Below are 22,502 nucleotides of genomic sequence, written 5' to 3' on the forward strand. Positions count from 1 at the left end.
CGCGCAGCCTCAGCCTAACCTTGACGTAAACGTAAACGGGAGGAGACCTCGAATGTCCCTTGAAACATTCCGCAAAGAGACCCGCGACTGGCTGGAGGCAAACTGCCCGCCGGGCATGCGCGTGCCCGCCAAGGGTGAGGCCGATATCTGCTGGGGCGGGCGCAACTGGACCTTTGCCAGCGACGACCAGCGCATCTGGCTGGAGCGCATGGCGGAGCGCGGCTGGACCGTGCCGACCTGGCCCAAGGAATATGGCGGCGGCGGTCTCACGAAAGAAGAAGGCTTCGTCCTGAAGGAAGAGATGAAGGCCATGAAGGCCCGCTCTCCGCTGGACAGCTTCGGCATCTGGATGCTTGGCCCGGCCCTTCTCAAATACGGCAGCGAGGAGCAGAAGCGCGAGCACCTGCCCAAGATCGCCCGCGGCGAAATCCGCTGGTGTCAGGGGTATTCAGAGCCGGGCGCGGGCTCCGACCTGGCCAGCCTTCGCACCAAGGGCGTGCTGGACGGCGATGAATACGTCATCAACGGCCAGAAGGTGTGGACCTCCTACGCCGACAAGTCCGACTGGATTTTCGCGCTGGTGCGCACCGAGGCCGATGCGCCCAAGCATCTGGGCATCTCCTTCATCCTGATCGACATGGATACGCCGGGCGTCTCCACCAAGCCGATCAAGCTGATCTCCGGCAAATCGCCCTTCTGCGAGACCTTCTTTGATGATGCGCGTGCGCCGGTGTCGAACGTCGTCGGCAAGCCGGGTCAGGGCTGGGACATCGCCAAATACCTGTTGAGCCACGAACGTGCGGGTATCGTGTCTGACGCCGTCTCCGGCGGTCTCAATCCGGTGGGCGCGGCCCATCTGGCAGGCGAAGTGGACGAAAACGGCCAGATCGCCGATCCGATCCTGCGCGGCGATGTCGCGCGCCTGACGATCGATGCGCTGGCCTTTGAAGCCACGCTGCGCCGCGTGAAGGACGAGGCCGACAAGGGCGAAGGCGTGGGCGCCAAGGCCTCGATCCTGAAATATGTCGGTACCGAGCTGAACAAGCGCCGCCATGAGCTGAACATGTCCGCGCTCGGCTCTGATGGCCTCCTGTGGGAAGGCGAGAAGGAAGAGGATGGCGATGCCGCCCGCTCCTGGCTGCGCAGCCGCGCCAATTCCATCGAGGGCGGCACCAGCGAGATCCAGCTCAATATCGTCGCCAAGCGCGTGCTTGAGCTCCCCGGCACCTGATTTTCATAAGGCATTGAACCCATGAGCTTTGTACTGAACGACGAAGAGCAGATGCTGCGTGACAGCGCGCGCAGCTTCCTGTCCGAAACCGCGCCCGTCACCGCCTTCCGCAAGCTTCGCGACGAAAACAACCCTGACGGCTTCTCGCGCGACCTGTGGTCATCCATGGCGGAGATGGGCTGGACCGGCATTCTGGTCGAGGAAGACCATGGCGGGGCCGATTTCGGCGTGTTCGCCGCCGGTCTCCTCCTGCAGGAGATGGGGCGCACGCTCACCCCCTCCCCCTTCCTCTCCACCGCCGTGCTGGCCGCGACGGCCTTGCGGGTAGCAGGTAGCGACGCACAGAAAGCCAAATGGCTCCCGAAAATCGTCTCCGGTGAAACCGTGATCGGCTTCGCCGTGGACGAGCGCGCCCGTCACAATCCCGATTCCATCAACACGACCGCGAAAAAGCAGGGCAACGGGCTGGTGCTGAACGGCACCAAGCGCTTTGTCGCCAATGGCGCTGCGGCTGATGCCGTCATCGTCGTGGCCCGCAATGAGGATGGCGCGCCCTGCCTGGTACTGGTGGACTGCAATCAGAAGGGCGTGACCCGCAAGGCCCGCCGCACGGTCGACAGTCATCTGCCCGCAGACTTCACTTTCGAGAACGTAGCGCTCGACGGTGATGCCCTTCTGGACGGCGCGGACAACACCGAAGGCGCGCTGAAACACATTCTCGATGTGGGCCGGGCCTGCGTGGCCGCCGAAAGCCTCGGCGTTGCCGAACAGGCCTTCGACGCGACCATCGACTACATCAAGGAACGCGAGCAGTTCGGCGTGCCGATCGCGAGCTTCCAGGGGCTGCAGCACCGCGCCGCGCACTTGCTGTCTGAGATCGAGATGGCCCGTTCCATCGTGATGAAGGCGCTGCGCACGCTCGATGAAACGCCCTCTCAGGCACCGATCTGGGCGGCAGCGGCCAAGGCCAAAGCGACCGCCGTGTCGCGCCTGGCCACCTCCGAAGGCATCCAGATGTTCGGCGGTGTCGGCATGACCGACGAGTACGATATCGGCCTCTACTACAAGCGCGCGCAGGCCGCCGGTGAATTCCTCGGCGACGATGCCTGGGGCGCAGGCCAGGTGGCGAAACTGTCGGGGTATTAGATAGTCAGGGGTATTAGATCGACGGCCCCTCCTCCCTTCGTCATTCCAGAAAGCGCGTCAGCGCTTATCTGGAACCCAGTTCTTCTTAAAAATAAGGCTGGGTTCCGGCTTTCGCCGGAATGACGAGGGATGGGATCGGCGCGCGCGATCCCAGCACCTGAAGGCGCGCCACCCCGGCACGCAACGCCGCAAGGGCATCCCGCCCCCGTTCCGCCACAATCGCCCCGGACGGTGTTAACCATGGACGGGCGGGAGCAAGCTGACACCAAAGACAACCCGCATGGCACGGGCGGGGCGATGGCCCGCGCGCTGCTGATCCTGGGCATTATCCTGTTTCCGCCGGGCATCATGCTGCCCCTCTTTGAGGCGCAGAGCCTCATCGTCTTCAAGGTCAGCTATTCCATCCTTGATACAATCGCCGCCCTCATCGGCGCGCGCGAGCCAGTGCTGGCCCTGCTGATCGCGACCTTCTCGCTCGGCACGCCGCTTTTGAAGGTGTCCATGCTGATCGCCATCCACCGTCTGCCGCCCTCGCGCGTCAGCCCGGTGGCCATGCGCTGGATTGAGCTGCTCGGCAAATGGTCCTTCACCGATGTGGTGGTCGTGGCGCTGGCCATCGTGATCTGGTCGAACGAGGCACTCTCCACCGCTGCCAGCCAGCCGGGCCTGTGGTTCTTCGCCGCCAGCGCGCTCAGCCTGATGCTGGCGTCGGGCGTGATGGCGCGGGACTTACGGGAGCGGGGCGTGGGGCAAGCGGCGGGCTGAAAAATGGCGACCCCGGCAGGATTCGAACCTGCGACCATTCGCTTAGAAGGCGAGCGCTCTATCCAGCTGAGCTACGGGGTCAATCACGCCTGCCGGGCCGCCAGCAAAGCCAGGGTCAGTGCGACCAGGGCTCTTTACGGTCGGCAGCAAAGTTGGACGCGTAGGATTTGATGCGCCGCGTGGTCTCGCGCGCCTCGCGGATCTGGAAAGGTATGCCATAGCGCTTGGCATAGGCCACCGCCTCGTCGCGCGTATCAAAGGAGAGATGCACCTGACGGCGGGTATCGCCCGAGCCGGCCCAGCCCATCAGCGGATCAGGGCGCTTGGCCTGCGCGGGTTCAAACTCCAGCACCCAGGCCTTGGTCCGGGCGCGGCCGGACTGCATGGCATTTCGCGAAGGCTGATAGATACGTGCGAACATCCCTGCCTCTTTCCTCGCTCGTCCGGGGTGGGACCCGGCCGTCAACAATGCTGGTCGGGGCGGCAAGATTCGAACTTGCGACCCTCTGCTCCCAAAGCAGATGCGCTACCAGGCTGCGCTACGCCCCGAATTTCGTGTGCATCGTTTAGGCAAAGCCGTGCGCACGCGCAAGGCCGGGACGCGCCCTACTCCTCAGCGGCCTCTTCCGTGCCGTCGTCAGCGTCCTCTGCGGCGTCTTCGCCAGCATCCGTCTCTTCGGCGTCCACCATCGGCTCATCGGCCACATCAGTGCCGAAAAGGGCGTGACGCACCAGATCGCCCGGGGCAATGCCGGTCTCGGCAGAGCGCCCGCCAGCAATCTCCAGCACGGCCAGAACCGGGAAGTCCGACGGCAAGGAGCGGCGCGAGAGCGGCTGCGCATTGGCGACGATCTTGGCAATCGTGCCGTCCTCGCGGATGAAGATAATGTCCAGCGGGATCAGCGTGTTGGCCATCCAGATGGAAACCGGCCGCACGACTTCAAAGTCAAACAGCATCGCCTCGTTCGGCTCCATGGATTCGCGGTACATCATGCCGCGCGCCCGTGATGCCTCGGTGGCCGCGATCTCCGCGATGAACTCGACCGGGCCTTCGGCCGTTTCAACGATAACCGGGTCCGGCCCGCCATATTCCACAACCGCGTCCGGCGCGGTGGGATCGGTCTGGGCATAAGCCGCAGCGAACAGGACAAGCGCCAGAAACGGCGCGGCGAAAAGGATGAAGCGTTGTATTGTCATGCCCGCACGCTAGCCAAGCGGCGCGCCCCGCGCAATCGCTCATGCAGGCAGGCCTGAGCTTATTGTGCAGTGCAAAATGCGTCTTGCCTCGCGCGCTCAAGCCGCTATCACACCGGCAAAACCAGCCCGCCCCGCACGGGCGACACGAAAACCGGAAGGCCCTCATCATGCGTATCGACAAGATTTCCCCTGGCGCCAATCCTCCTGAGGACATCAATGTCATCATCGAGGTGCCGGTAGGCGGCGAGCCGGTAAAGTACGAGATGGACAAGGCCTCCGGCACCGTCTTCGTCGACCGCTTCCTGCACACGCCCATGCGCTATCCGTGCAATTACGGCTTCATGCCGCACACCCTGTCCGAAGATGGCGACCCGATCGACGTCATGGTGCTGGGCCAGACGACGCTGGTGCCGGGCTGTGTGGTACGCGCGCGCCCCATCGGCGTGCTGATGATGGAAGACGAGAGCGGCATGGACGAGAAAATCCTCGCCTGCCCGCACCCCAAGCTGACCCCGCTCTATGACGACATCGTCGAATACACCGATGTAACCAAGGCGCAGATCATGCGCATCACCCACTTCTTCGAGCACTACAAGGATCTCGAACCCAATAAATGGGTGAAGATCATTGGCTGGGCGGATTCAAAGCGCGCGCAGGAACTCATCATGGCATCGCTCGAGCGGGTAAAGGGCTGACAAAGCGGTTTGCGGCCCTCGCGGCCTGTGCTGGTATCTCACTCCATAAGAAGTGAGACAGCGATGAAAAAGACCGAATTTGTCAGTGAAACCCAGCCCGGTGACCCGGTAGAGGCGTATGTGAACCCCGATTTCATGGGGTCCCCCGATGCGCGTCCCTTGCGCATTCTGGCGGAATATCTCTATCCGAAGAAACAGTTCGAAACCCACAAGGTCGACGACACGATCCTCTTCTTCGGCTCTGCGCGCATCCCGGCGCCCGATGACGCCGAGGCGGGCCTTGAAAAGGCCCGCGCGGCAGGGGCCGACACGAAAGCCGCCGAACGTGCCGTGTTCATGTCGCAATATTATGAGGCCACACGGGAGCTGGCGCGCCGCCTCACCGAATGGTCACTCAATCTTGATGACTGCCAGCAGCGCCGCTTCGTCATCTGCACGGGCGCTGGCCCCGGCATCATGGAAGCGGCCAATCGCGGCGCGAGCGAAGCGGGCGGTGAAACCATCGGGCTCGGCATCACCCTGCCCAAGGAAGAAAACAACAACCCCTACGTCACGCCGGACCTCAATTTCGAGTTCCACTACTTTTTCACGCGCAAATTCTGGTTCCTCTACCCGGCCAAGGCGCTGGTGCTGATGCCCGGCGGGTTCGGCACGCTGGACGAGCTGTTCGAGACGCTCACCCTCCTGCAGACCCGCAAGATGAAGAAGCGCCTGCCCGTGGTGCTGTTCGGTTCTGAATACTGGGACAAGGTGCTCAATCTGCAGGCGCTCGCCGATTTCGGCGCGATCAATCAGGAAGACCTGGATCTCGTCTACCGCACCGACAGTGTGGACGACGCCTTCACCTATATCGTCGATCAGCTGTGCAAATACGCCCTGCCTAATCCCGGCAAGGGAATGTAGGGCTGCGCACGCAATGGCTGACAACGAGGCCCAGACTGCATCTGCACCCGGAGAGGCCTGCCGCAATTGCGGCGCGCCCCTCTCGGCGCGGTACTGCGGTGTGTGCGGGCAACGCGCGCTCGACCCTGATGAACGGCGCTTCGGGCATCTCCTGCGTGATGCATTTGGAGTTCTGACCAATCTGGACGGACGAGCGTGGCGGACCTTCATCGCGCTGGTGTTCAGGCCGGGCGCGCTCAGCAAGGACTATGTGGAAGGGCGCCGGGTGTACTGGCTTTCCCCGATAGCTCTGTTCCTGATCGCAAATCTTCTCTTTTTCCTGTCACCGCCGATTACGGATTTCTCACTCAGCTTCGAGGACCAGGTCACGGGCGAGACCGTGTTGGCCGCCAACGAGGGTGAGCCAGTCTCGGCCGAGTTCGAAGCATTTCTGCGCGGCTGGCGCGGACAGCTTCACAGCCCCCTCGCCTCGCAATTGGTGGAACTCAGGGTAGAGGCGCGCAATGCCCGGCAGCAGGCTCAAGACCCGCAGGCCGGCCGTTACTCCGTTGCCGACTATCGCGATGCCTATAACGCGGTGAATAGCGAAGTGAGCAAGCTGCTGATCGGCTTGCACATTCCTTTTATGGCGCTGGCTCTGGCAGCCCTGTTTCCCTCCCGCCGCCTCTTTTATGCAGACCAGTTCATCGTGGCCCTGCACATCTTCAGCTTCTTCATCATCTTGCAGCAGCTATTGATGCTGCCGGCGCGGATCGCGAGCGGGTTCACCGATGCCGGCTGGGTATCGGCGAGTTTCGGCTACCTGCTCCTGACAGGATTGCTTGCTCTGGCGGTGCACATGGCTTTCGCCTTCCGGACGGTTTACGCCGCAGCCTGGTGGCGCGCCGCCCTCTCCTCGCTGGCACTGATCGCGGCGCTGCTGGCGGTCCACCTCGTGATCTACCGGCCGGTCCAGTTCCTCGTCATTCATGCGTTGATCTGATCGACAAAAAGCCCGGCGGTTTCCCGCCGGGCTTTTCCGCGTTCTGGGATGTCAGCTGCTTACTGGCTGTACAGCTCGGAAATGTGGAGCTGGGCGTTGGCGTTGCCTCCACCATAGCTGCCAATCCAGATGTCATACTGGCCGGACATCGGGCTGTTCCAGCGCAGTGACGGGTTCAGCCCCTGACCGCCATCATCATTGCAGTACCAGCGGCCATCCGGACCGTTGATGACCAGCGTGGTGTCCGAACTGGAATCGACCGAGATAATCAGCGGCAGGCTGCCGGCCTGAAAGTGCAGGCGGAAGTCCGGCGCGTTGGCGACATACCCTACGCAGCTGCCACCCAGCGTCTGGGCCGCGTTGATGTTACCGCCAGACTGAAGGTTGATGACATACGGATCCGGCGCGAAGCCGCCGCGAAGCGACACGGTGCCATAGATCGGGTTCAGGCGGTAATCCTGCGCCATCCCGGCGGCAGCCAGCATGGCCACGCCGATGGCGGCGGTTGCGACAGTACGAAGCATGGTCGTGATCTCCAGATGCGACCGGCTCGGCTCCCCGCCCCGGCCAATATGCGTCCCTCTTGCGAAGCAGACGCTATAACGCAGCCATGACAGGGTAAAGGACAATTACGCCGGTACTTCGGCTTTTCGCAAAACTGACAGCAAAGATCAGGCAGATACTGCCCGCGTGATCACGAAGTCAGTTCAGCCATATGCCGCCAGGAAAGCAGATCACCGGGCATTTGCCGCGCAGTCCAGCGATAGGGCGTTTGCGTCCAAGGCAGGATGTAGGGCGTCATATTGTCCAGCACATAATCGCCCTGATCGGTACTCACGACCAGTACTGCGTGACGCCCGGTAGCCAGCGAATAGCCGACCGCCAGGAACAGCGCACGCTCTGGTATGCCTGCCGCAATGAGCGCCTGGCGCTTCTCCAGCGCATAGTCTTCGCAATCGCCTTCGGCAGTACCTTCGAGCGTCAGCGGCAGGGTCCAGTATTCACTCACGCCATAGACATCCTGATCATCGCGGGGGCGTATCCGCATATTGATGGACTGGTTGACCCGGTTCAGCAGTGCAAACAGTTCCGGCGCCGCGACCAGACGGTCATCGCCATCCAGAACGGCGCCCTCTCCTTCAGCAGCCCCGGCGACCTGCTCTGCCTGCTTCTGGGTCCCAGCCCCAGCATCAGGCTGGTCTGCCCTTGCCTCGCCGCGTTCCTCGCCACGCGCATCGCTAGTGCCTTCCAGCAAACCCGCATCGGGCGCCAGACGGTGTGCCTTCGCTCCGTCCGCGCTCTCACGCAAAACTGGCAATGTGGCGCCGGTGGCTTCCGCCAGAGGAATGTCTGCACTGGCCAGCACAACCGCCACTCCGGCATCGGCTTGTGCGCCCGCAACCGAACCGCAGATCTCAGGCGCACGCCGGCACATGTCGATCAGGCCCGCCGGCGGCATGGCCACACCGGCAACCGGCATATGTGATGAGGCGGGTGGCGTTGTCGCACACGCCGTTACCGCCAGACCCGCAAGGCATGAAAGAGCGAGGCCGCGCATCATGCGCGCCAGCGCCTCGGGACCGAACCCATTCATGACCACCCCTCCGTCTTGTTATCGGAGAGTGATCTTGAATAATGGGATTTAAGGTCACGCTATTTATTATAGTTAAGATTGCGTTTATTGTAGTATTTTTTATAGTTAAATGAAATTAACCATAACATTTTACTTAAGAGAGGGAAAGCTGTTTCATTTTTGTTTACTATAACCCCGGCACGCTTCGACCCTAAGTCGTCCGCGCCAGCGCAGCCTCGATCTCCTCGCGGACACCTTCGGGCGCGTCACTGGCAAAACGATGCAGCCAGCGCCGGTCCCTGACAGCCTGGCCACCAAGTTGCAAGCGGACACTGGTACGGTTGAGATCATCAAGCTGTTCCCACGCCACGGCCGCAATCTTCAAACGCCAGCGGAGAATTTCGCGGTCACCGTACAGGTTCAGATAGAAGCTCTGGGCGAGCGCCGCCTGCCCTGCCGCCGTCAATCGGCCATTACGCGCCATATCGATATAGACAAGGCGGTTCCACGCCGTCACCAGCCGGGGCTCGCGTTCAACGGCCGCCAGCGTCGCACGATGGGCAAAATCCAGATCGCCGATATCCGCCTCGATGGCCCGCGCTGCGTAGGCATCGATCAGGTAGGCTGAAGGCGGCAGACCGGGCTCCCCGGCAATGGCCTCCAGCGCCTGCGGTGTCAGCTGATGAGCCAGATTGGCACTGACGCGCATCTGGCCTTGCCAGCCTGCCAATATGCCCGCCGCCAGTGCCAACGCTACGAAGCCGGCGCGCGATGCCAGCGCCAGCCTGCCTCCCCCCTTGCCCTGCTCGCGCTGGCGTTTCTGACCGTTGCGCCCTGCGGCTGCGATGCCCGCGCCCAGCCCCAGTATCCACGCCCACCACCACATCACGCCAGGCACTTCGAGGGCGAAGTCCGTCAGGCCATGCAGGACAACGAACGCGCTGATGCACAGCACGGCCCGCAAATAGCCCCGATGGCGCCGGCGCACCTTCAGCCCCTGCATCACCTGCCATATCAGCAGCCCGGTAACGGCCCACATGGCCAGTGCGCCCGTCCACCCGGCCTGCAGCAGCCATTGCAGGAAGACATTATGGGCGGCATTTGTGCTGCCCAGAGAGCGGACCGTCTGGCTGGTGGTGATAAGATCGTTGGTAAACACAAAGCTGCCAAGCCCGTGGCCCGTCACTGGCGCGAGCGCCACCGCGTTCCAGTAAGCGGCGAACATCTCCCCGCGCAGATTTTCCCGCAGCCCGCTCTCATAGCGGGTTGCCGCCATCTCACCTGATACCGTCCAGACAAGTCCACCGATCACGAAGACGCCAACAAAGCCGGCAATGCCAAGGCCGAGACTGCGCTGGCTGACCCCGCCATCGCGCGTCCACGCCAGCACCTGCCAGCCTGAGAGCGCTGCGGCGGCCAGTCCCGCAAAGGCTATGCCTGCGCGTGACGCCGTCAGCATCAGGCAGGTCGCTGAGATCAGCACGCAGATCAAGGCAAGCGCCAGCGGCAGCGCCCTCTCCGCAAATGCCCGGCCGCCGCGCAGCCCCTTGCGGATCTGTCCCAGCAGCTCGGCAAGCCCCATCAGGGCAATAATGCCAAAAAACGTGGCGGCGGTGTTGGCTGACAGAAAGCCTGCATTCAACCGCACAGCCGAAGGCGTGCGTGGTGTGATGGTGAAATCGATAAACGCCCAGAGCGCGATAAGCGTGCCGACCGTCAGCGTGGCGCGCCAAAGCACGCTTGCAGTATCGCGCTGGCGCGCACTGCCATAGCCCATCAGCCAGACCGCGCCGCCCGCCGCCAGCGCCGCAAACTCCGGGGCGGCGGTGTCCATCCACCCCATCATCACATGGTGAACGCCAAACGCGGCCAGCAGGAGCACCACGCCCCACACCGCAGGCATGGGCCGGTAGACCGCGCCAAACGCCACCGATACCGCAGCGATCAGGATGAGGACGCAGGAAAAAATCGCTTTCGCCGCCGGTATGTCGGCCCCGAAATAGAACGAGGCCGCGCCAAGTATCAGCAGGCAGAATCCGGCAGGAAACGCCAGCCGCGTGTATTGGCTCAGCTGTTCCGGCATCATGGCTTCCCGGTCCGGCGCGGACCGGCCTTAGAAGAACCGTTCGCCGATGCGTATCGTGTCGCCCGGCTGGACCGGCGTGTTCACCGTCAGCGGATACTGGACTTCGCGGTCAGACCCTGCGCGCTTGATGAAGACCACGCGGGTATTGGCCCGGTAGGAAAAGCCACCCGCCGTGGCAACCGCATTGACGACCGTCAGGCCGGACGTGAAGGGGTATTCGCCCGGCTCGCGGACTTCGCCCATGATGTAGAACGGGCGGAAGTTCATCACTTCGGCACTGACGCGCGGATCGTTCAGATAGCCCTCACGCAAGGAGGCTTCCACCGCGCGCTGAAACTCGCGCAAGGACAGGCCGCCCGCGCGCACCTCCCCGATCAGGGGCAGCGAGACAGCGCCGCTGCCATCCACCGTGTACTCACCGGACAGGGTATCCTCACCAAAGACGATCACGCGGAGCCGGTCGCCCGAACCGAGGCGGTACTCGACGAGTTCGCGCTGCTCCTGGGAGGGGTCGGCCAGCATGACATCCGAACCGGCAATGGCCGCCGATCCGGTGGACACGCCCGAGGTCGCGCACGCCACATTGGAAAACGCAAGAACGAGCACAAGCAACAGGCGGTACATCAGGCATCCCCTCGATATGTCGGCGCTTACAGCATGACCGTTTTGCGCGCCATGCCAACGTCCGGCCTGCTGATTTAGCGTTCCCCGCGGCGTGATTGCAAGAAAGTTACGTCATCGCCTTCCAGCCGGACGGCGGTCAGCACCCCTGTCAGATAGGCGCCGGTATCGATGCCGATGCGCCGCTCATCATGATGATAGTCCTGTTCAGGCGTATGGCCGTGGACCACGACATACTCGAACCGGCGCGTCGAATGCAGGAATTTCTCCCGTATCCAGTAAAAGTCGCGCTCGCTCTGCTCTGCCAGCGATTTTGCCGGGTCCACCCCGGCATGGACGAACATGTAGGGACCCTCCACCACGAACGGCTCAAGCCCCTCCAGAAAGGCGCGGTGATGGGCCGGCAGCGCCCCGGTCAGCGCCGCGTGCGCGTCCTGCCAGGCCTGCGGGCCGGCCTGCGCGGCGGGCGGCTTCACGCCATAGCCCGCCAGCGTCTCACCCCCGCCATACTGCACCCAGACCGGCCCCGCCGCCGGATCGGCCAGAAAGTCCAGCATGGCCTCCTCGTGATTGCCCTTCAGGAAGCGCACGTCAAACGGCAAGCCTGACAGGGTGGAGAGCCGCTCGATGACCCGCGCAGAGCCCAGCCCACGGTCTATATAGTCGCCCAGCATGATGAGGGTGCAGCGCGTCCCCGCCGGCGCCGCCAGCGCATCATCGCGCAGACGCGCCAGCATCAGGCCCAGAAGATCGTCCTGCCCGTGCACATCGCCGACGGCATAGAGCCGCACACCCGGCGCCAGATCGGGCCGGGCGGCAGCGCGCGCACGCGGCGCGAAGAGGGATTTCAGCCGTTCAAACATGGTGCGATGTATAGGCTGCACACCCTGCCACCGCAACGCACCGGCCCGGACCGCAGGGGCGCGCATCAAAATCGCCGCACCGGGGCCGGAAAATCGCGATGAGCTGGCCGCCAATGCCTTGACATGGCGCGTTTTCCGGCAAACGGTCCGCCCCGGTGGGGGCTGGCACAGGGCATGCATCCCGGCCAGCTGGCGGACAGTGCGGCCGCGCGGGGAATGATGGACGATACTGGCAACATACCCGGCCCCCACGCCCCGCCCCGGCGCGGTGAAAGTTGCCGGCCTGACGGCCCTGCGCATCCTCGCCGCCATCGGCACGCTGCTCTCGGTCACGGTTATTGTGCGCGTCTTCCCGGTGGAGGCCGCAGGGCAGTTCTTCGTCTTCCTGGCCGCAGCCCAGTTCGTGGCGGGCGCGGCGCTCGGCCCCCTTCTCACGCTGGCGATACGCTTTGGCTCGGTCCACAAGGCCGATGGCGACCGCGAAGCGCTGGGCCGGCTGATCGTGTTTGGTGGCGGCGCGATTGTATCCGTGACCGGCCTGGTACTCCTGGCCCAGCCGCTGGTTACCCAGCGCGCGCCCCTTGTTCCGGGTGAGGCATGGGCCTTTGCCGCCGTGGCGGCCCTGAGCGGCGCGATGTTCTTCCTTGGCGGACTGGCGCGCGTGAATGGCAAGGTTATCGCCGCCATCGTACCGGAGAACGTGCTGCGCCCCGCCGGCCTTGCTCTCGCCGCGATCACGCTATGGCTGGCAGGCGCGGCGGCCTTTCCCGCGCTCAGCGCCGCTTACGCCGTTGTCCTCGTCGCGGTCTGCGCAGTTCTGGCCTTCATGGCGCCCTGGCGCGCGGCGCGCTTCGCTCCGGCGCCCCTGTCTGCCTGGCGGCCCTATTTCAAGGCTTACGGGCCGCTGCTCGCGTACAGTTTTGGAAACACGGCGCTTGCAACCGTTCATATCCTGATCGTCGCCTCCGTGGTGTCAGTTGAGGCGGTGCCCGCCTTCAAGGCAGCTGTGCAATACGCGCTCCTATTATCAACGGGCGTGCAATTTGCTGAACTAATGTACGGGCCGCAGATTGCGATAGCCTACCAAAAAGGAGACCGGCCCGCTCTGCAGAGTCTCGCCCGATCCTCCTCGCGCCTGGCACTCGGATTTTACGCGCTGGCTTTCGCGCCACTGCTGACCGGCCCCTTCCTGTTCGAGCTTGCTTTTGGAGAAATCGGCAGGGAAGCCTGGGGCCTGGCACTGATCCTCTGCGCCGGTAGGCTTGTTAGCGCATGGTTCGGCACCGTCGCAAATATTGCCAACCTCTCTGGCCGAACGTCACAATTCGCACTTACGCAAGGTGCTGGCGTCTGCCTATTGATCATCATCGGCCCCCTTTTCGGCGAGTACATGGGCAACACCGGGGTGGCGTTAGCTTCAGCGTTAGCTATGACCAGCTGGGTACTCGTCAGCGTCGTACTCTTGCAAAGGAGCCTCAAAATACAAATGGGACCTTTGGGCAGTCGGACATACACATGACTTCGGTAAAATTTCGCCAAATAACTCCCAGACAAATCACAGCGACAGTGTTATTTTTGGCTGTCATGTTTCCGTATATTGGACCGATACCTGGAATTGACACTCAACCATTTGCAGCGCTGATTGCTGCATGCATCGGGTTATATGCATTACAGCTAAAAGACCCAGTTTTACAATCAGCAGTTTTTGCTACAATAATTGTAGCACTTCACACCATTTTTTTTGCGGACGAGACCACAATAACGTACGTGATAAGAAGCTTTTTCCCAATTTTCACTGCACTATTCATATACATATGCTGCCGACGAAACTGGATAATCATAAATACGACCAACATAATGCTTGTTAGTGCGATATATATCGCGGTCGGATTAGTGCAGAAGTTATTCGAGCCGAGCTTTCTTACTGATCTGGTATCCCGCCCCACGGAGCACATCGCCCTCCTGATTCAAAGTGGCCGGGGCGTGCGTTCGCTTGCCCCTGAGCCCGCTCAACTTGGACACATGCTCACAATATTAAACATGATCATATTTTTGCTCTATGCAAGCAAGAGGGCTAAAATAACATTTAACTCATTTGCCCTCATATCCCTGATATTATTTTCCGCAAATATATATATTTCCTCATCTCTTTACTCGTTTGCGGTTCACTGCATTCTGATATCAATCGTATTTTTTCTATATAGACCTACAGTTTTAATTTTTGGATTAATTGCACTAACTTTTTATGGTGCATTTGAACTGATTGGTACAATTACCGGACAAGACAGCAGATTATTCCTGCTGCTTAATGACGCGCGCTCAAACCCAGAAAGTCTTTTTCGGTACGGCGCGATATATCGAGTTTTCAACATTCCGATTTCAATAATATCATCTATTCAGTATGGCATTTTTGGCTTTGGTCCTAGCGACGAAAAAGTTACAGTTTACCTTAACGTTTTTGGATCTGAATTTTCATTTCTGACGGGGGGCAGGAACTTGGGCGGCCTCGTTGAATTTTTCCTCCAGTTTGGCATCCTGTCCGCAGCGCATTACATTTTAGTTTTCCTCATATTTATAGGCAGCCTAAAAAGAATAACGCGCGCGTTAAACAAATATGATAGAATTAGATTGTCGATAGTTTATATTTTATCGCTGATTTTTCTTGGTTTTCAATATGGATCGACTTCCAATCCGCTGCTTTGGCTCTTATTGGCCGTGGGGTGGTGTGCACCGACACTTTTCCCACGACAAGGGGTTCTCCCCTACCGCCAGGCCTCAAGGCCAGGGATAACGCCGTAATAGCGTTCTGGCGCTATTGCCAGATGGCCGGGCGTAACGGTCAGGACCGCTATCCAGAACACCGTGCCGGGCGTTGTGAACAGCTGGATGGCGATATTGTCGTATCCCACATACTGGCGCGGATTGAACAAGAGCCTGCGCGTCACCTGCCGCCAGCCATCATCCGGGGTGAGTATCTGTGCGGAGCCGTGGCGCACGCCGTCGATGAACAGCGCGTTGAAGGACCCAGGTATCGTGCACGCCAGGCTGCCCGACTTTACCAGCACATGCATATTGATGGTCAGCTCTGGCGGCTGCGGCAGCTGGGGCGTCTGCAGCGGCAGGTAATGGGGCGTGCCATTGATCGTACGCACAGTCGCGGTGCCGCTGCCCGCCGTCACCTGCAGGACAAAGAACTCCACCCCGTAACGGCGATAGGCCGGATCTTTCAGACGGGTGAGGAGAGCATCGATATCCGGGTCGAGCGCCGCGCCCGTCCCTCCATAGGTGCTGTTATTGTAGATATATTTCGGGCCGGCCACGAACGCTGCCCCGTTAACCGGGATCAGATAGCCGGGCGCCTCGAAAGCGCTAACAACGGCGCTTTGCGGCTCGGGACTGCCGCCGAACCGGCCGGCGTCTTTCAGCAGATTGAAACTGTTGGCCACGGGCGGGGTGTGCGGCATCGAGACGGCGCCGCTGGCCGCATCGACAACCAGCGCGTCGCGCCAGTCGGCCCCGTTGGCGCTGACCTTGATGTGGAAATCATCATCGCCCGTGGTGCCAAACTCGGCCCGGCCCGACCAGCCCGTCTGGTAGAGCAGGCTCGCAGTGCCGCCGGGCGCCGCCTTGTTCAGCTTCATCTGGATGCCGCCATTGCCCGGCGTCACATCATCATGGCTGAGCAGTACCGCATCGGACTTTACCGCCAGCCGGTTGGTTTCATCCGCCTCCGTATTCACCCCCACCATCGCTGCCGGGTTGAGGCCGGCGCCTGTAAACGCGCTCCAGTCTTCGCCGTCAAAGACCAGCGCCTCGCCCTCATCGGCGATCCACGCCGTCCAGCCTGGTTGCGGCGCGAAGAACCGCCATGCTCCGTCCTGAAACGCGGCGAGATGACCGGCCGGCACGCCGGCCCACGGCCCGCTTGCCGCGTCTGCCACGATATGGCGCTCCCCGGCTTCCGGCTCTTCGGGGGGCGCGGACAGCTGGCGGCTGGCGACGCTCAGCTGCACCAGCGCATCCAGCATGAGGAGCGCGTCATTGTGCGTGACGTGCTTTTGCGCCTGGGCGGGCATGATGAAGGGCAGGTTCAGATTGGAGGTGGCGGTCACGGGCTGGCGGTCCCTGTCTGTGGTTCGACAAGCGGGCATTTTGGCCCGGAACGCGCCCCGGCCGGATTGATTTGGAGGGTTTTTTGCCCCTGCAGGCGATTTTCGCCCTCCGGGCACTGGACAGGCGCCACATCTGTCCGCAAGAAGCGGCGAAGGGACGGCGGCTCCGCCGCGCGGGGGGTATGAATGGCCACAGCAAATATTCCAAACGGGCATCGGCGTACCCGCAATCACCCTGTTTCGTACCCGTAATCACCCTCGATGAGGGTATGCATTTGTCTCCCCGTACGCCGTCATAGCCCAGTTCAGGACATCCGCCGTGAAGCAGCTCCTCCAGTCTCTCAAAACCGGCGCCACTGACGTTGCCGACGTGCCCGCACCGCGCGCCGGCAAGGGTCAGGTGCTGGTGGCGACATCGTGCACGCTTGTCTCTGCAGGCACCGAGCGCATGCTGGTCGAGTTCGGCAAGAGCAATCTGATCGACAAGGCCCGCCAGCAACCTGACAAGGTGAAGATGGTGCTGGAGAAGGTGCGCACCGATGGCATCGCCGCCACGCTGGACGCCGTCCGCTCCAAGCTCGATCAGCCGCTGGCGCTGGGATATTGCAATGTTGGCAAGGTGATAGAGAGCCACGCCGCCGGCTTTGCCGCCGGTGACCGGGTGGTCTCCAACGGGCCCCATGCCGGCATCGTCGCCGTGCCGCAAAACCTGTGCGCGCGCATTCCTGATGGCGTCAGTGACGACAGCGCCGCCTTCACCGTCCTGTCCGCCATCGGCCTGCAGGGCATACGTCTTGCCGCGCCGACGCTGGGCGAGTGCGTTGTGGTGACAGGGTTGGGGCTGATCGGCCTTCTCACCGTGCAGATGCTGCGGGCGCAGGGCTGCCGTGTCATGGGCATTGATTTCGACCCTGAGCGCCTCGCCCTCGCCCGCCAGTTCGGCGCCGAGACCGTCAACCCCGGCGCGGGCGAAGATGTGCTGGCACGCGCAGCCGCTTTCTCGCGCGGGCGGGGCGTTGATGCGGTGCTCATCACGGCGTCCACGAAGAGCAATGAGCCGGTCTCGCAGGCCGCCCGGATGTGCCGCAAGCGCGGGCGCATCGTGCTGGTTGGCGTGACGGGGCTGGAGCTCAGCCGGGCTGATTTCTACGAGAAGGAGCTGAGCTTCCAGGTCTCTTGCTCTTACGGCCCCGGCCGTTACGATCCCGCATACGAGGAAGGCGGTCAGGATTACCCGGTAGGCTTTGTGCGCTGGACCGAGCAGCGCAATTTCGAGGCCGTGCTGGACATGATGGCTGCTGGCAGCATCGACACCGCCCCGCTCGTTTCGCACCGCTTTGACATTGATGACGGCGCCAGGGCGATGAACCTTCTCACCTCTGGTGAGCCGTCATTGGGCATACTGCTCAACTACCCTGCCCCGGCAGATCAGGCGAACGCGGCAGTGGCACGCCGCGTGGCGTTGCCAGAAGCTGCATCGGTCAGCCGGCCTGCTACCTCGCCGGGACGCATTGGCGTTCTGGGGGCCGGCAATTATGCCAGCCGTGTGCTGATCCCGGCCTTCAAGGCGGCAGGAGCAGAGCTTCATACGCTCGCCAGCGCCGGCGGCGTCAGCGCCGTGCATTTCGGGCGCAAGTTCGGCTTCCGCAACGCCGTAACTGACAGCGAAGAGATTTTCACCGATCCGCAGATCGACACGGTGGTGATCGCCACCCGCCATGACGCGCACGCCCGGCAGGTACTGGCCGCCTTGCGGGCGGGAAAGCACGTCTTCTGCGAGAAACCGCTCTGCCTGACACCGGAAGAGCTGGCGGAGATCGAGGCCGAGGCCACTGCCCGCCCCGGCCAGCATCTCATGGTCGGCTTCAATCGCCGGTTTGCGCCCCACATCGTGAAAATGAAAGCGCTGCTGGACACGGTCGCCGAGCCGAAAAGTTTCATCATCACCGTCAATGCAGGCGATATCCCCGCTGACCACTGGACACAGGATCCTGATGTCGGCGGCGGCCGTATCATCGGCGAGGCCTGCCATTTCATTGATCTGGCAAGGCATCTGGCCGGACACAAGATTGTGTCGGCCAGCGCCATCAGCCTCGGCGCTCATCCCGGCCAGCCAATCCGCAGTGACAAGACCAGCATGACGCTGGAATTTGCCGACGGCTCCGTCGCTTCGATCCACTATCTGGCCAATGGCCACAAGAGCTTCCCGAAGGAACGTATCGAGGCTTTCGCCGCCGGGCGCGTCTTGCAGCTGGACAATTTCCGCACCCTTAAAGGCTGGGGCTGGAAAGGCTTTTCCCGGCTTGGCAGTACAAAGCAGGACAAGGGCCAGCAAGCCTTCGCTGCGGCATTTATCAAGGCCATTCGCGATGGCGCGCCGCCGCCCATCAGCCGGGAAGAGATCGTCGAGGTCAGCCGCGTGACGATCGATTGTGCGGCGAAAGCCTTACAGTAGGCCCGGAGCAGGCATCATTTTTCGCGGACATCTGATGTGCAGGACGCTTGAGGCAGTGACCAGGTAAACAAAATGGCCTCTTCATCACTGCACACCCTGATGCGCTATTTCGAGACACTGCGGCACCTCAAGCCCCAGCAGATTTATCACCGCATCTGGTTCCGGCTGGCGCGTCCCAAACCGGACCTGCGTGCAGCACCCTCCCGCCGTCCCGCCGCCGCCCGGTGGAGCGCGCCTGCCCGGCGCCATCCTTCGATGACCGGCGCCACCGGCTTTTGTTTCCTCTCAGAGCCCGCATCGCTGGATGAAGCAGGCTGGGACGATCCCGCGCGCGACAAGCTGTGGCGCTATAATCTCCACTATTTCGACGATCTGAACGCGGCAGATGCCAGCGCCCGCGCCCACTGGCACGGTGCGCTCATCCGGCGCTGGATAGCGGAAAACCCGCCGGGCAAGGGCACAGGCTGGGAGCCCTACCCCGTTTCCCTTCGCATCGTGAACTGGATCAAGTGGCTGCTGGCGGGCAACACGCCGCCGCCGGGCATGGTGGACAGCCTTGCCGTTCAGGCGCGCTGGCTGATGGGGCGGCTGGAATACCATCTGCTCGGCAATCATCTGTTTGCCAATGCCAAGGCGCTGGTCTTCGCCGGATCATGGTTTGACGGACGCGAAGCAGATAGCTGGCGCCAGATGGGCTTTTCCATTCTGGCGCGGGAATTCGACGAGCAGATCCTCCCCGATGGCGGCCAGTTCGAGCTGAGCCCCATGTATCACGCTCTGGCCGTCGAGGACGTGCTTGACCTTGTCAACATCACGGCCGTCTTCGCTGACGCGCTGGAGCCCGGGCAGGCCGCGCAGGCAGATCACTGGCGTCATTGCGCGCCGCTTATGCTGCGCTGGCTTGCGGTACTGTCCCATCCCGACGGAAAGATCAGCTTTTTCAACGATGCGGCCTTTGGCATCGCGCCCGATAATCGCGAGCTTGCGGCCTACGCCGGGCGCCTCGACCTCGCCCCCTCGCCTGCTTCTCCTGGGCCGGTCTTCCTTGAAGACAGCGGCTATGCCCGGCTGGAGCTTGACGAGGCCGTCCTCATCGCTGACCTCGCCGCGATCGGCCCGGACTATCTGCCCGGCCATGCTCATGCTGATACGCTCAGTTTCGAACTATCCCTGTTCGGCCAGCGCGTGATCGTGAATTCGGGCACTTCTGTTTACGGCACCGGGGCTGAGCGCCAGCGCCAGCGCGGCACACCGGCCCATTCCACGGTGAATATCGCGGGCGAGAACTCCTCCGATGTCTGGAGCGGGTTCCGGGTGGGGCGGCGCGCAAAGATCTCCCACCGCCATGTGGAGTTCTTGCCGGAACGTCAGACCGCCACGGCCGGCCATGACGGCTATCGCCATCGCCCCGGCAGGCCGGCCCATACGCGCACCATCGCCCTGGACGGGCAACGCCTCACCATCGAGGACACGATTTCAGCGCCGGCCGGCAATCCGGCAGAGGCGGTCTTCCACCTCCACCCCGATGTCAGCGTGCAGCAGGACAGCGAAGCGCACGGCACGCTGACCCTGCCCGGTGGCAAACGCGTGATCTGGCAGGCGGAGGGCGGGCGTGCGCGCATCGCGCCATCCAGCTGGCACCCGGAGTTCGGGATGAGTTTACCGGCAAACCGTCTGACCGTGCCTTTGCACGCCGGCAGAGCCCAGCTAACCGTCAGCTGGGGTGAGTAGGAAATGATGCACATCCTGTTTCTGACCGACAACTTCCCGCCCGAGGTCAACGCGCCCGCCAGCCGCACCTTTGAACACGCGCGCGAATGGGTACGGCTGGGCGCGAAGGTAACCGTCATCACCTGCGCCCCGAACTTCCCGGCCGGAAAGGTCTTTCCCGGCTATCGCAACCGCCTGTATGGCCGTGAGGAAATGGATGGCATCACCGTCATCCGTGCGTGGACCTACATCACCGCCAATGAGGGCTTCTACCGCCGCACGCTCGACTATGTGAGCTTCATGCTATCGGCCTTTATCGCCTCATTTGGCGTGCGCAAGGTGGACGTTATCATCGGTACTTCGCCGCAATTTTTTACGGCGATTTCGGCCTTCATGGTCAGCCTCTTTCGCCGCCGCCCATGGATATTTGAGCTGCGCGACATCTGGCCAGCTTCGATCAAGGCAGTGGGGGCGGTACGGGAAGGTCCATTACTAGTCACGCTCGAAACTATCGAAATGTTCCTTTACCGGCGGGCAAGCCAGATTGTTGCCGTCACGCACTCTTTCAAGGACGAGCTGGTCTCCCGCGGCATCAAGGCGGACAAAATCCACGTTGTGACCAATGGCGCCAACCTCGCCCATTTCCTGCCTCTGCCCAAGCCAGCGGCGCTGGCGCACAAGTTGGGGCTGGACGGGCGCTTTATGGCCGGCTACGTGGGCACGCATGGACTGGCCCACGGCCTTGAAACGGTTCTTGATGCTGCAGGGTTGCTACAGTCTGCGCCAGAAACGGCTGATGTGAGGATTGTCCTTCTCGGCGACGGCGCCCGGAAAGCCGCCCTGAAAGCAGATGCCGCCAAACGCGGCCTGGCCAACGTCTTGTTTCTCGATAGCGTGCCGAAAGCCCAGGTGCCGGAATACTGGTCTCTTCTGGACGTTTCCATAATCCACCTCCGGCCCGATCCCCTCTTCCGGTCCGTTATTCCGTCCAAACTGTTTGAGTGCATGGCGATGGGAATACCGGTTCTCCACGCCGTAGAAGGTGAATCTGCGGAAATCGTAAAACGCGAAGGCGTCGGGATCACGGTCACGCCCGGGGACGGAGCTGAACTTGCAAAAGCGATCACGCAGCTCGCCAACGCCCCTGCCCGTCTCAATGCTTTTCGCGAGCGGTGCCTTAGCGCAGCACCACGCTACGACCGCAAGACGCTGGCCAGCGCAATGCTGGACGCCATCTCCCGCACCGCCCGCGCTCGATAGCACCTTCTTCGGGAGGAAAGACCCCCGCATGCTTAACGAGCCGTTACGCAAATGCAACATCCGTGCGGTAAAGTGCCGGAATTGGGGGCGCTGCCCTGTAGCCGGAGTGATTCACATTGCGGAGAAGGGTGCGCAAGTGTCACGGTCCGCGCGGGTCGCTGGCAGGAATGATGGCAGCAATGGACAATCGCGGCACTCTTCTGGGGAGGGATGCAGACGGCCTGCTGGCACTCCGGCAGAGCGTCCAGATGCGCACGTCCGGTCAGCCCGGCCCCTCACCGCGCGGTGACGCTGGCCGCGCCTCGCCGGGGCGCGAAACGGGCGGAGCAGGCAAGCGCCTTTTTGACATTGCAGTTGCCGGAGCTGCCCTGACCTTCATGCTGCCACTGCTGCTGGCAACGGCTCTGCTTGTCAGGCTGACCAGCAAGGGGCCGGTTCTCTTCTGGTCGGCACGCGATAACGGCAATGGCGCCACATTCCCCATGCCGAAATTCCGCACCATGCAAGCCGGATCGCCGCTGCAACCGCGCGAACAGTTCACCACTGCGCCTCCCAGCATGACCCCGCCGGGCCAGTTCCTCCGCCGCACCAGCCTGGACGAGCTGCCCCAGCTGATCCCGGTGCTCACAGGCAGGATGAGCCTGATAGGCCCGCGCCCGCTATTACCCAGCGATCCGGGGATTTACGAGCGCAGGCTGCTTGCCAACGGCAAACTCTCCCGGCCAGGCCTGACCGGGCTGGCGCAGGTCAGGGGACGCAACAACCTGACCGCGCGCAAGAAGGCGCGCTATGACCAGTTCTACACCGATCACTGGTCCTGGCGCCTCGATATGTGGATCCTCTGGCAGACCGTAAAGGTCGTCATCTCGCGCGCAGGCGTGCTTTAGCGGGTGATGCTGCCAG

20 protein-coding genes and 2 tRNA genes are annotated in these 22,502 nt (G+C 62.4%); 12 read left to right on the forward strand and 10 right to left on the reverse strand.

Going from position 1 to position 22,502, the window contains the following annotated elements; translation table 11 throughout:
• Nucleotides 1-52: 52 nt before the first annotated feature.
• The 3 genes from ACTIGC_RS07725 (at nt 53) to ACTIGC_RS07735 (ending at nt 3,142) form a co-directional block, all read left to right on the forward strand.
• Entirely contained in the window at nt 53-1,231 is a 1,179-nt protein-coding gene (locus tag ACTIGC_RS07725; protein ID WP_439633844.1) for an acyl-CoA dehydrogenase family protein, read from the forward strand.
• Nucleotides 1,232-1,252: 21 nt separating this feature from the next.
• Nucleotides 1,253-2,377: an acyl-CoA dehydrogenase family protein gene (locus ACTIGC_RS07730; protein WP_439633845.1), complete on the forward strand. Its 1,125-nt coding sequence runs from the start codon at nt 1,253-1,255 to the stop codon at nt 2,375-2,377.
• Nucleotides 2,378-2,617: 240 nt separating this feature from the next.
• On the forward strand, nt 2,618-3,142 hold the full coding sequence (locus ACTIGC_RS07735; RefSeq protein ID WP_439633846.1) for a paraquat-inducible protein A: 525 nt from the start codon (nt 2,618-2,620) through the stop codon (nt 3,140-3,142).
• 4 nt (nt 3,143-3,146) lie between these two features.
• Here the strand turns inward: ACTIGC_RS07735 and ACTIGC_RS07740 are convergent.
• The 4 genes from ACTIGC_RS07740 to ACTIGC_RS07755 form a co-directional block, all read right to left on the reverse strand.
• Nucleotides 3,147-3,223, reverse strand: a tRNA-Arg gene (locus ACTIGC_RS07740).
• A gap of 34 nt (nt 3,224-3,257) precedes the next feature.
• Nucleotides 3,258-3,563: an ETC complex I subunit gene (locus ACTIGC_RS07745; protein ID WP_188451171.1), complete on the reverse strand. Its 306-nt coding sequence runs from the start codon at nt 3,561-3,563 to the stop codon at nt 3,258-3,260.
• Between the two features lie 51 nt (nt 3,564-3,614).
• Nucleotides 3,615-3,691: transfer RNA gene (locus ACTIGC_RS07750), tRNA-Pro, on the reverse strand.
• Between the two features lie 57 nt (nt 3,692-3,748).
• Complete coding sequence (locus ACTIGC_RS07755) at nt 3,749-4,339, reverse strand: DUF192 domain-containing protein (protein WP_439633847.1); 591 nt, start codon at nt 4,337-4,339, stop codon at nt 3,749-3,751.
• A 167-nt stretch (nt 4,340-4,506) separates the two neighbouring features.
• On the opposite strand from ACTIGC_RS07755, the gene ppa reads away from it, so the two are divergent.
• The 3 genes from ppa (at nt 4,507) to ACTIGC_RS07770 (ending at nt 6,919) form a co-directional block, all read left to right on the forward strand.
• On the forward strand, nt 4,507-5,034 hold the full coding sequence (gene ppa, locus ACTIGC_RS07760; protein ID WP_439633848.1) for an inorganic diphosphatase: 528 nt from the start codon (nt 4,507-4,509) through the stop codon (nt 5,032-5,034).
• 63 nt (nt 5,035-5,097) lie between these two features.
• Nucleotides 5,098-5,937, forward strand: a complete 840-nt coding sequence (locus ACTIGC_RS07765; RefSeq protein WP_439633849.1) for an LOG family protein — start codon at nt 5,098-5,100, stop codon at nt 5,935-5,937.
• 13 nt (nt 5,938-5,950) lie between these two features.
• A complete protein-coding gene (locus tag ACTIGC_RS07770) occupies nt 5,951-6,919 on the forward strand; it encodes a DUF3667 domain-containing protein (protein ID WP_439633850.1) in 969 nt (322 codons plus the stop codon).
• A 59-nt stretch (nt 6,920-6,978) separates the two neighbouring features.
• Here the strand turns inward: ACTIGC_RS07770 and ACTIGC_RS07775 are convergent, their stop codons facing one another.
• The 5 genes from ACTIGC_RS07775 to ACTIGC_RS07795 all read right to left on the reverse strand — a co-directional run bounded on the left by ACTIGC_RS07775 (nt 6,979) and on the right by ACTIGC_RS07795 (nt 12,128).
• Nucleotides 6,979-7,443: a peptidase S1 gene (locus tag ACTIGC_RS07775; protein ID WP_439633851.1), complete on the reverse strand. Its 465-nt coding sequence runs from the start codon at nt 7,441-7,443 to the stop codon at nt 6,979-6,981.
• A gap of 170 nt (nt 7,444-7,613) precedes the next feature.
• The gene (locus ACTIGC_RS07780; RefSeq protein WP_439633852.1) at nt 7,614-8,513 is read right to left on the reverse strand and encodes a transglutaminase-like cysteine peptidase; all 900 of its coding nucleotides are present in this window, start codon (nt 8,511-8,513) and stop codon (nt 7,614-7,616) included.
• A gap of 190 nt (nt 8,514-8,703) precedes the next feature.
• Nucleotides 8,704-10,578, reverse strand: a complete 1,875-nt coding sequence (locus ACTIGC_RS07785; RefSeq protein ID WP_439633853.1) for an O-antigen ligase family protein — start codon at nt 10,576-10,578, stop codon at nt 8,704-8,706.
• Nucleotides 10,579-10,605: 27 nt separating this feature from the next.
• A complete protein-coding gene (locus tag ACTIGC_RS07790) occupies nt 10,606-11,202 on the reverse strand; it encodes a polysaccharide biosynthesis/export family protein (RefSeq protein WP_439633854.1) in 597 nt (198 codons plus the stop codon).
• A gap of 74 nt (nt 11,203-11,276) precedes the next feature.
• Nucleotides 11,277-12,128 (reverse strand): metallophosphoesterase, encoded by an 852-nt coding sequence (locus tag ACTIGC_RS07795; protein ID WP_439633855.1) that lies wholly within the window; start codon nt 12,126-12,128, stop codon nt 11,277-11,279.
• Between the two features lie 202 nt (nt 12,129-12,330).
• On the opposite strand from ACTIGC_RS07795, the gene ACTIGC_RS07800 reads away from it, so the two are divergent.
• Nucleotides 12,331-13,581, forward strand: coding sequence for a lipopolysaccharide biosynthesis protein (locus ACTIGC_RS07800; protein ID WP_439633856.1), 1,251 nt, complete (start codon nt 12,331-12,333; stop codon nt 13,579-13,581).
• A gap of 65 nt (nt 13,582-13,646) precedes the next feature.
• Nucleotides 13,647-14,861 carry a hypothetical protein gene (locus ACTIGC_RS07805; RefSeq protein ID WP_439633857.1) on the forward strand — a complete coding sequence of 405 codons (1,215 nt, stop codon included), beginning with the start codon at nt 13,647-13,649 and terminating at the stop codon, nt 14,859-14,861.
• Here ACTIGC_RS07805 and ACTIGC_RS07810 read toward each other — a convergent pair.
• A complete protein-coding gene (locus ACTIGC_RS07810) occupies nt 14,825-16,174 on the reverse strand; it encodes a DUF2793 domain-containing protein (protein ID WP_439633858.1) in 1,350 nt (449 codons plus the stop codon). The genes ACTIGC_RS07805 and ACTIGC_RS07810 overlap by 37 nt on opposite strands.
• Nucleotides 16,175-16,493: 319 nt before the next feature.
• Between ACTIGC_RS07810 and ACTIGC_RS07815 the strand changes: the two genes are divergently transcribed.
• The 4 genes from ACTIGC_RS07815 to ACTIGC_RS07830 all read left to right on the forward strand — a co-directional run bounded on the left by ACTIGC_RS07815 (nt 16,494) and on the right by ACTIGC_RS07830 (nt 22,486).
• Nucleotides 16,494-18,629, forward strand: a complete 2,136-nt coding sequence (locus tag ACTIGC_RS07815) for a bi-domain-containing oxidoreductase (protein ID WP_439633859.1) — start codon at nt 16,494-16,496, stop codon at nt 18,627-18,629.
• A 72-nt stretch (nt 18,630-18,701) separates the two neighbouring features.
• Nucleotides 18,702-20,360: a heparinase II/III family protein gene (locus tag ACTIGC_RS07820; protein WP_439633860.1), complete on the forward strand. Its 1,659-nt coding sequence runs from the start codon at nt 18,702-18,704 to the stop codon at nt 20,358-20,360.
• Between the two features lie 3 nt (nt 20,361-20,363).
• The gene (locus ACTIGC_RS07825; protein WP_439633861.1) at nt 20,364-21,599 is read left to right on the forward strand and encodes a glycosyltransferase family 4 protein; all 1,236 of its coding nucleotides are present in this window, start codon (nt 20,364-20,366) and stop codon (nt 21,597-21,599) included.
• Nucleotides 21,600-21,769: 170 nt separating this feature from the next.
• Nucleotides 21,770-22,486: a sugar transferase gene (locus tag ACTIGC_RS07830; protein WP_439633862.1), complete on the forward strand. Its 717-nt coding sequence runs from the start codon at nt 21,770-21,772 to the stop codon at nt 22,484-22,486.
• Nucleotides 22,487-22,502: the final 16 nt, after the last annotated feature.

It is taken from the genome of Glycocaulis sp. (assembly GCF_051859565.1).
Classification (GTDB): domain Bacteria; phylum Pseudomonadota; class Alphaproteobacteria; order Caulobacterales; family Maricaulaceae; genus Glycocaulis.

What these genes read in the sequence shown, in the direction of transcription:
- ACTIGC_RS07725 (WP_439633844.1), top strand. Translation starts at nt 53, where the DNA reads ATGTCCCTTGAAACATTCCGCAAAGAGACCCGCGACTGGCTGGAGGCA.
- ACTIGC_RS07730 (WP_439633845.1), top strand. Translation starts at nt 1,253, where the DNA reads ATGAGCTTTGTACTGAACGACGAAGAGCAGATGCTGCGTGACAGCGCG.
- ACTIGC_RS07735 (WP_439633846.1), top strand. Translation starts at nt 2,618, where the DNA reads ATGGACGGGCGGGAGCAAGCTGACACCAAAGACAACCCGCATGGCACG.
- ACTIGC_RS07745 (WP_188451171.1), bottom strand. Translation starts at nt 3,563, where the DNA reads ATGTTCGCACGTATCTATCAGCCTTCGCGAAATGCCATGCAGTCCGGC.
- ACTIGC_RS07755 (WP_439633847.1), bottom strand. Translation starts at nt 4,339, where the DNA reads ATGACAATACAACGCTTCATCCTTTTCGCCGCGCCGTTTCTGGCGCTT.
- ppa (WP_439633848.1), top strand. Translation starts at nt 4,507, where the DNA reads ATGCGTATCGACAAGATTTCCCCTGGCGCCAATCCTCCTGAGGACATC.
- ACTIGC_RS07765 (WP_439633849.1), top strand. Translation starts at nt 5,098, where the DNA reads ATGAAAAAGACCGAATTTGTCAGTGAAACCCAGCCCGGTGACCCGGTA.
- ACTIGC_RS07770 (WP_439633850.1), top strand. Translation starts at nt 5,951, where the DNA reads ATGGCTGACAACGAGGCCCAGACTGCATCTGCACCCGGAGAGGCCTGC.
- ACTIGC_RS07775 (WP_439633851.1), bottom strand. Translation starts at nt 7,443, where the DNA reads ATGCTTCGTACTGTCGCAACCGCCGCCATCGGCGTGGCCATGCTGGCT.
- ACTIGC_RS07780 (WP_439633852.1), bottom strand. Translation starts at nt 8,513, where the DNA reads ATGAATGGGTTCGGTCCCGAGGCGCTGGCGCGCATGATGCGCGGCCTC.
- ACTIGC_RS07785 (WP_439633853.1), bottom strand. Translation starts at nt 10,578, where the DNA reads ATGATGCCGGAACAGCTGAGCCAATACACGCGGCTGGCGTTTCCTGCC.
- ACTIGC_RS07790 (WP_439633854.1), bottom strand. Translation starts at nt 11,202, where the DNA reads ATGTACCGCCTGTTGCTTGTGCTCGTTCTTGCGTTTTCCAATGTGGCG.
- ACTIGC_RS07795 (WP_439633855.1), bottom strand. Translation starts at nt 12,128, where the DNA reads ATGCGCGCCCCTGCGGTCCGGGCCGGTGCGTTGCGGTGGCAGGGTGTG.
- ACTIGC_RS07805 (WP_439633857.1), top strand. Translation starts at nt 13,647, where the DNA reads ATGTTTCCGTATATTGGACCGATACCTGGAATTGACACTCAACCATTT.
- ACTIGC_RS07820 (WP_439633860.1), top strand. Translation starts at nt 18,702, where the DNA reads ATGGCCTCTTCATCACTGCACACCCTGATGCGCTATTTCGAGACACTG.
- ACTIGC_RS07825 (WP_439633861.1), top strand. Translation starts at nt 20,364, where the DNA reads ATGATGCACATCCTGTTTCTGACCGACAACTTCCCGCCCGAGGTCAAC.
- ACTIGC_RS07830 (WP_439633862.1), top strand. Translation starts at nt 21,770, where the DNA reads ATGGCAGCAATGGACAATCGCGGCACTCTTCTGGGGAGGGATGCAGAC.